The sequence below is a fragment of the Streptomyces sp. CBMA29 genome (assembly GCF_014596445.1).
Classification (GTDB): Bacteria; Actinomycetota; Actinomycetes; order Streptomycetales; family Streptomycetaceae; genus Actinacidiphila.
In genome coordinates this window covers 1-7,881 of sequence record NZ_MECL01000152.1, presented here as the reverse complement: position 1 = coordinate 7,881, position 7,881 = coordinate 1, and the positions used below count along the sequence as shown (strand labels likewise).

Sequence of the window (7,881 nt, the reverse complement as noted above, 5' to 3'; positions counted from 1 at the left end):
TGTTTCGGTGGTCATAGCGTTAGGGAAACGCCCGGTTACATTCCGAACCCGGAAGCTAAGCCTTTCAGCGCCGATGGTACTGCAGGGGGGACCCTGTGGGAGAGTAGGACACCGCCGAACAATCTTTGTCAATGCCTTGGCCCCCGAGCTTCCGCTCGGGGGCCAAGGCATTTTTGTTTTCCGTGCTCAGTCAGTCGGTGTTGACGGCGACGCCCGCCGCCGCGTCCGCGTCGACATCGGTATTCGCGGCCCGCATCAGCTCGATGTCGAGAGCCTCACGGCGGATGCGCTGGTCCATGTACAGCAGCGTGGTGACGCCGGCGCTGATCGGCAGGCTGAGCGTCGCGGCGATGGCGGCGCCGATTCCGCTGATGCCGAGGAACGCCCACCCCGGGTTGGTGTCGCCGGAGAGGAAGGAGCCGAGGCTCTCACCGGTGATGCCACGGGCGATGAACATGAACGGCGTCTGGATGATGGCCGAGGCGATGTAGCAGAGGATCGCCGCGAGCGCCTGGACGCCGAGGACGCGCCACCACGAGTTGCGCACCAGCTTCGCCGAGCGCTTCATCGCCGAGACGATGTCCTGCTTTTCGAGCATGAGCGCCGGTGCCGCCAGGCTCCACTGGATGAGGAGCCAGAGCACGACGACAGAGGCGCCGATCAGGCCGAGGGAGGCGAGGGCGGCGCCGCCGCTCTCCGCACCCGCCAGGGCGATCAGTGCGCCGGGCAGAACGGCGCCCGCCAGGATTCCGGCGATGGCCAGTGGGATCAGCAGCGCGAGCCCGACCAGTTGGGGCAGTCGCGGGCGGGCTTCCCGCCACACCTGGGCGGCCGTGACCGGGCGGGCGAGCACGGCGCGGCTGGTGGCCATGGCGACCATCGCGGTCGCGATGATCGTGCCGATGAGCATGACCAGAATGGTCAGGCCCGAACTGGCGAAGGCGCCGCTGACGGCGTGCATGATGTCGCCGACGCTCGGGTTGGGGTTGTCCCTGAGGTTCTCCAACCTGGTGTCGTTGCTGAGGAAGAGGCCGTCGATCACGACGGCCAGGCCCTGGGTGACCACGGCGATGGCCAGGGTGACGCCGAGGATCGCGCGCCAGTGCCGCCGCAGTACGGCCAGGGAACCGTCCAGGATCTCGCCCGCGCCGAGCGGGCGCAGCGGGATGACACCGGGCTTAGGCGCCGAGGGCCTGCTCCAGGGGCCTTGCTGCTGCCAGCCGCCGCCGGTGCCGCCGCCCGGTGCGGTGTTGCCCCAGCGCGGGCCCGAGGGGCCGGGGTGGCCGCCTTGCGGCGGTTGCGGGGGCGTCCACCGGGCCCAGCCGGCGCCGGGCGCCTGACCCGTACCCGTACCCGTACCGGAGGATCCGGCGGGGGGCGGGCTCGGCGCCGGTACGGTCGGGGGGCGGGTGTCGTGGGGGGTGTGCTGCCACTGGCCCGCGGGCGGCTGTTGGGCGGACCAGCCGCCGGGCGGTGGTGGCGTCGTGTCACCGGCGTCGGCCGTGGCGGGCCGGTCTCCCGTACCGGGAGCGGAATCGTCGCCGGAGTCGTTGTCAGGACCGGCCGCGGACGTATCTGTTGACGTGTCCACGGGGGTGTCTTTCTGTGGTGCGGAGGAAGCGGGGCTGTCGCCGTCTTCCGGCTCGGAGGAGTCGGAGGATCCGGGCGAGGCCCAGCCCGGAGTGTTGGTCATCGGAGGCTGCCCCTTCACGTGGTGCTCGCTGTGGTACTGGCCGCCATCGTGCCATGGGCTGCCGTGGACCGGGCCGGGCAGGGCAGACTGGACGGATGGGTGATCAATACGTGCGACCTGTGACCGATGAGGCCGACGGTGCTTCCCGTACCATCCCCGCGCTGCGGTGGGAGGAACCCCCCGAGGGACCCGTGCTCGTGCTGCTGGACCAGACCCGACTTCCGCATGAGGAGGTCGAGTTGGTGTGTACGGATGTGCAGGCGCTGGTTCAGGCGATACGTTCCCTCGCCGTGCGGGGCGCGCCGCTGCTCGGGCTCGCGGGGGCGTACGGCATCGCGTTGGCGGCGGCGCGCGGCTATGACGTGAACGAGGCCGCCGACCTGCTCGCGCACGCGCGGCCGACGGCCGTCAACCTCGGGTACGGGGTGCGGCGTGCGGTGACCGCCTTCCAGGCGGCGCCTCCGCACCAGGGCGCCGCCTTCGCGTTGGCTGAGGCGCGGGCGCTGCACGAGGAGGACGCGGCGGCGAGCCGGTCGATGGCGGCGTACGGTGAGCGGCTGCTCGCCGAGCTGGTGCCGGGTGGCGGGTACCGGATTCTGACGCACTGCAATACCGGGGCCCTGGTCTCGGGCGGGGAGGGCACCGCACTCGGTGTGGTCCTCGCGGCGCACAGGGTCGGGGAGTTGAGGCGTCTGTGGGTCGACGAGACCCGTCCTCTTCTCCAGGGCGCGCGGTTGACGGCGTACGAGGCGGCGCGTGCCGGGATGCCGTACACGCTGCTCGCCGACAGCGCGGCCGGGTCGCTGTTCACGGCAGGGGAGGTGGACGCGGTGCTGATCGGCGCGGACCGGATCGCGGCGGACGGCTCCACGGCGAACAAGGTCGGCAGCTATCCCCTCGCGGTCCTCGCCCGCTACCACCATGTGCCGTTCATCGTCGTGGCGCCGACGACCTCGGTGGATCTGAGTACGCCGGACGGCGCCGCGATCGAGGTGGAGCAGCGGGCCGGCAGTGAGGTGACCGACCTCGCGCCGTCGCCGCTGGGCACTCAGGCATACAACCCGGCCTTCGATGTGACGCCACCGGAGCTGATTACTGCGATCATCACGGAGAACGGTGTGGTCTCGCCGGTCACCACAGAAGATCTCGTAACTGTGTGTAATCGCGAGACTCCCCGGGCAGACTCTGACTAGGGGTGATCGGGCAGCGCATCTGCGGACATCAGCGGACGATGGTCGCGTAGCGTGACCTCGATCACCAAAGGTCACCGGTAACGATATGCAAATGGGATGATGGTCGGTATGAAGGGACGTGTGCTGGTCGTCGATGACGACACCGCGCTGTCAGAGATGCTTGGCATCGTGCTGCGCGGAGAGGGTTTCGAGCCGTCGTTCTGCGCTGACGGTGACAAGGCCCTGGCTGCTTTTCGGGAGTCCAAGCCGGATCTGGTGCTCCTTGACCTCATGCTGCCCGGACGGGACGGCATCGACGTATGCCGTCAGATCCGGGCGGAGTCCGGGGTGCCGATTGTGATGCTCACGGCGAAGAGCGACACCGTGGATGTGGTGGTGGGGCTCGAGTCGGGGGCGGACGACTATGTGATCAAGCCGTTCAAGCCGAAGGAGCTGGTGGCGAGGGTCAGGGCGCGACTGCGGAGGGCGGAGGAGCCGACTCCGGAGCAGCTCGCCATCGGCGATCTGGTGATCGACGTGGCGGGGCACTCGGTGAAGCGGGACGGGCAGCCGATCGCGCTGACGCCGTTGGAGTTCGACCTGCTGGTGGCGCTGGCCCGCAAGCCGTGGCAGGTGTTCACCCGTGAGGTGCTGCTCGAGCAGGTCTGGGGCTATCGGCACGCGGCGGACACCCGGCTGGTGAACGTCCATGTGCAGCGGCTGCGGTCCAAGGTGGAGCAGGACCCGGAGCGCCCGGAGATCGTGGTGACCGTCCGTGGTGTCGGTTACAAGGCGGGACCGGGCTGACATGTGCGCGTCGTACGAGCGGGAGCGGCTGGAGAGCCGGCTCGCGGACCCCATGCGGGGTCTCGCGCCGGTTTTCCGCTCGTTCGTGCGCTGGGCACGGCGACCGTTGCAGCCGGCGGTCCGGCTGTGGCGGCGCAATCTGCAACTGCGGGTGGTCGCCTTCACGCTGCTGATGTCGGTCGGCGTGGTGCTGCTGCTGGGCTTCGTCGTGATCGGTCAGGTCAAGAACGGCCTGCTCGACGCGAAGGAGAAGGCGGCTGAGAATCAGGCCACCACCGGTTTCTCCATCGCCCAGCAGCAGGCGAACAGGAGCCAGACGCAGGACGCCACCGGGGTCGGGTCGCAGAACCAGGCCGAGGACTCGGGCGCCTGGCTGACGACGCTGGTCCAGCAGTTCGCCAGCGGTGGCAACGGGGTCTACTGGATCGCCACGCTCAGTCCGGGCGCCGACGACGCGCGCTTCGGCGAGGGTGTCGTCAACGCGCACGGGCCGCGCAGCTCCGGCAGTCTGCTGCCGCAGGCGAGCATCCCCAAGTCGCTCAGCGACGCCGTCGAGTCCCACACCGGGGCGCTGAAGCAGTACACGACGGTGGTGACCGACGACGGGAAGGCGCCGCAGCCCGCACTGGCCATCGGCAAGCGGCTCACGGACATCAACGGGAAGACGTACCAGCTCTACTACCTCTTCCCGTTCGGCCAGGAGGCCAAGACGCTCGGCCTGGTCAAGGGCACGCTGGCGACGGCGGGCATCTTCGTGGTGGTGCTGCTCGGCGCCATCGCCTGGCTGGTGACCCGGCAGGTCGTCACGCCGGTTCGGATGGCGGCCGGGATCGCGGAGCGGCTCGCGGCGGGCCGATTGCAGGAACGTATGCAGGTCTCGGGCGAGGACGACATCGCGCGCCTCGGCGAGTCCTTCAACAAGATGGCGCAGAACCTCCAGGTCAAGATCCAGCAGTTGGAGGACCTGTCGAGGATGCAGCGCCGCTTCGTCTCCGACGTCTCGCACGAGCTGCGCACCCCGCTGACGACCGTACGGATGGCGGCGGACGTCATCCATGACGCGCGGACCGAATTCGATCCGGTGACCGCGCGCTCCGCCGAACTGTTGCAGAACCAGCTGGACCGTTTCGAGTCGCTGCTGTCCGACCTGCTGGAGATCAGCAGGTTCGACGCGGGCGCCGCGGAGCTGGCCGCCGAGCCGATAGACCTGCGCGAGGTCGTACGGCGCGTGGTGGACGCCGCGGAGCCGCTGGCCGAGCGCAAGGGCAGCCATGTGGCGATACGCGGCGACGCACAGCCGGTGATAGCCGAGGTCGACCCGCGGCGGGTGGAGCGCGTGCTGCGCAATCTGGTCGTCAACGCGATCGAGCACGGCGACGGCCGGGACGTGGTGGTACGGCTGGCCACGGCCGACGGCGCGGTGGCCGTCGCGGTGCGGGACTACGGCGTCGGGCTGAAGCCCGGCGAGGCGACGCGGGTGTTCAACCGCTTCTGGCGAGCCGATCCGGCGCGGGCGCGTACTACCGGCGGGACGGGTCTCGGCCTGTCCATCGCGGTGGAGGACGCCCGGCTGCACGGCGGCTGGCTCCAGGCGTGGGGCGAGCCGGGCGGTGGTTCGCAGTTCCGGATGACGCTGCCGCGGACGGCGGGCGAGAGCCTGCGCGGGTCGCCGATACCGCTGGAGCCGGACGATTCGCGGCGCAATCGCGGGCTGAATTCCTCGGGGCTGCCCGTCCGTGCCGCGACGGGGTCCGTGCCGGTGCCGCGGACCGCGGGCCCGGCCGGGCCGGGGCCCACCGGGCAGTCGGGTGCGCAGATACCGCGGATACCGCAGCGGCCGCCCGCGGTGCCGCGTTCGCCGTCGGCCGATCCCGCGGCGTTCCCCGGCAGCGGTGCGCGGGTCGTGGGACGGATGGACTCGGTCCGGGAGGACGACAGCTGATGGGTGCGCTGGGGGGCAGGGGAAGCCTGCTGCGGAGCTGGCCGGGTGTGGTGTGCGCGGCGCTGTTGCTGGCCGGGTGCGCGGCGATACCCAGCAGCGGTGAGGTGCGCAAGGTCGGTGACGGACAGCACGCCGACGTGGACGCGCAGGTGCGGGTCTTCCCGTCGGCGCCGCACAAGGGCGAAAGCGCCTCCGACATCGTCAACGGCTTCATGGAGGCCACCACCAGCGGCGAGGCGGACTTCGAGACCGCGAAGAAGTACCTGTCCAAGGAGCTGGCCGGACACTGGGACCCCACCGCGAAGATCACCGTGCTCACCGGCACGACCCAGCCCAGAGAGGAGCCGGGCGCGAGTCGCAAGGACTACGTGATGGTCGACCTCGCGGGCAAGAAGACGGCCGTCGTCGACGCCAAGCACGCCTACCGGCCGGACGAGGGCAACTTCGACACCTCGTTCCACCTGGTCAAGGAGAACAACGAGTGGCGGATCGACAGTCTTGAAGACGGCCTGGTGATCTCCGATCTGGACTTCAACCGGATATACCACTTGGTCAACATGTACTATTTCGCGGCGCTGGGCCCGGACGCGCATCGCTCGGGGAACGCCGACAAGACCCTGGTCGCCGACCCGGTCTACCTGCGCAAGCAGAGCGACTCGCTGCTGTCCACGGTCTCCGCGCTGCTGAGCGGTCCCACGAACTGGCTGGCGCCCGTGGTCGAGACCGCGGCGCCCGAGGGCGCCCGGCTCTACGACAAGGCGCCCGACCACGGGGTGACGCTCGACGACTCCCAGCACCTCAAGGTGCGGCTCGACGCGCCCGCGCAGCGGTTCGCGGGGGAGCGCTGCGTGAAGCTGGCGGCGCAGCTCTTCACCACGGTGCAGGGCCAGGCCGCGCCCAAGGTGGACGCCGTGGACATCGCGGCGTCCGACGGCAGGACGGTCTGCTCGCTGCCCAAGGAACAGACGCTGGCGTTCAGCACGCAGAATCTGGTCGGCTCCTCGGACCACCAGTACTACATCGGGGCGCAGCCGCACCGGCTGCTGGAGGTGCCCTCGGACGGCGCCTCGACCACGGGCACGCCGGTGGCCGGGCCGTTCGGCGGGGCGAAGGCGGACCTGGAGTCGGTCGCTGTGCGCCGGGACGAGCAGATGGCCGCCGGGGTGAAGAACGACGGACGCCAACTGGTCACCGCCGGCCTCGACGCGGACTCCCAGCTCAGCGAGCCCGTGCTGACCAGCAAGGTCAAGGACGGTCTGAGCGCGCCGAGCTGGGACGGGCTCGACTACCTGTGGGTCGCCGACCGCGATCCGAGCGCCCCCCGCCTGGTAGCGCTGCGCGACGGCGGCGGGCAGCCGATCCCGGTCTCCGTCAGCGGCCTGACCGGCCGCGTGGAGGCGCTGCGGGTCGCTTCGGACGGTGTGCGGATTGCGCTGCTCGTCCGGCAGCCCGACGGGCTCGGGAAGTTGCAGCTCGGGCGGATCGAGCGGGGCGGTACGCAGGCGCACCCGACGTTCGCGGTGACGAATCTGCGCACGCTGACTCCCGCGGCCGACGGCGTCAGCTCGGTCTCCTGGGCGGGGCCGAGCCGCCTGGTGGCGCTCGACAGCGAATCCGAGGGCGTGCAGCAGATCAAGTACATCAGCACCGACGGTTCCCCGAAGCTGGCCTTCGAGGGGATCAGCCAGGCGTCGGTGGTGGCCGCCTCCGAGGACGCCTCGCGTGCGCTGCTGGCCTCGTACAACCAGAGCGTCTACCGGCTGCCGCCGGACTCCACGGGCAAGCGGGTCGAGCCGAAGGGCGACAACCCGGTCTATCCCGGTTGAGAAATCCACCGCCAGCCTCCTGACCTGCGAATTCGTGGAGTTATCCACAGGTTGGGAGGGGGGCTGGCGGTGGGCGCCGAAACGGGGCAGAGTGGACGTCATGCGGGGCTGGTGGCAGGAGATCACCGGGCTGGTCCTGCCGGTGGACTGCGCCGGGTGCGGGCGTCCGCGTACGGAGCTGTGCGAGCGGTGCCGGGTACTGATCGGCGGGGCGGCCGAATCGGTGTCGGTACGGCGCGTGCGTCCGACGCCGGAGCCGCCGGGGCTGCCGCCGGTCTACGCGGCCGGGCGATACGGGGACGAAGTGCGGGCCGTGGTCCTGGCGCACAAGGAGCGGGGTGCGCTGGGCCTTGCCGGACCGCTGGGCACGGCGTTGGCGGCGGCCGTGCGGCGGGTCGGCGTCCCCGGGACGGTCCTGCTGGTGCCGGTGCCCTCGGCACG

Annotated in this window: 6 protein-coding genes and 1 rRNA gene; 6 read left to right on the top strand and 1 reads right to left on the bottom strand. The window is 70.6% G+C overall.

Annotated elements, in window-relative coordinates:
• The first annotated feature begins 3 nt into the window (after positions 1-3).
• Positions 4-120, top strand: a 5S ribosomal RNA gene (gene rrf, locus BGM09_RS20430).
• Positions 121-190: 70 nt separating this feature from the next.
• Here the strand turns inward: rrf and BGM09_RS20425 are convergent.
• Positions 191-1,693, bottom strand: a complete 1,503-nt coding sequence (locus tag BGM09_RS20425) for a glycerophosphoryl diester phosphodiesterase membrane domain-containing protein (RefSeq protein WP_188283099.1) — start codon at positions 1,691-1,693, stop codon at positions 191-193.
• Between the two features lie 95 nt (positions 1,694-1,788).
• Here BGM09_RS20425 and mtnA point away from each other — a divergent pair, with 95 nt between their 5' ends.
• The 5 genes from mtnA to BGM09_RS20400 form a co-directional block, all read left to right on the top strand.
• Complete coding sequence (mtnA, locus tag BGM09_RS20420) at positions 1,789-2,886, top strand: S-methyl-5-thioribose-1-phosphate isomerase (protein ID WP_188283098.1); 1,098 nt, start codon at positions 1,789-1,791, stop codon at positions 2,884-2,886.
• A gap of 96 nt (positions 2,887-2,982) precedes the next feature.
• Positions 2,983-3,672, top strand: a complete 690-nt coding sequence (gene mtrA, locus BGM09_RS20415) for an MtrAB system response regulator MtrA (RefSeq protein WP_188283097.1) — start codon at positions 2,983-2,985, stop codon at positions 3,670-3,672.
• Positions 3,673-3,724: 52 nt separating this feature from the next.
• A complete protein-coding gene (gene mtrB, locus BGM09_RS20410) occupies positions 3,725-5,614 on the top strand; it encodes an MtrAB system histidine kinase MtrB (RefSeq protein ID WP_223187336.1) in 1,890 nt (629 codons plus the stop codon).
• The gene (locus BGM09_RS20405; protein ID WP_188283095.1) at positions 5,614-7,440 is read left to right on the top strand and encodes an LpqB family beta-propeller domain-containing protein; all 1,827 of its coding nucleotides are present in this window, start codon (positions 5,614-5,616) and stop codon (positions 7,438-7,440) included. Before mtrB ends, BGM09_RS20405 begins: the two co-directional genes overlap by 1 nt.
• 100 nt (positions 7,441-7,540) lie before the next feature.
• Positions 7,541-7,881, top strand: a 341-nt coding sequence (locus BGM09_RS20400) for a ComF family protein (protein WP_411158341.1), incomplete at its 3' end; no start/stop codon positions are given.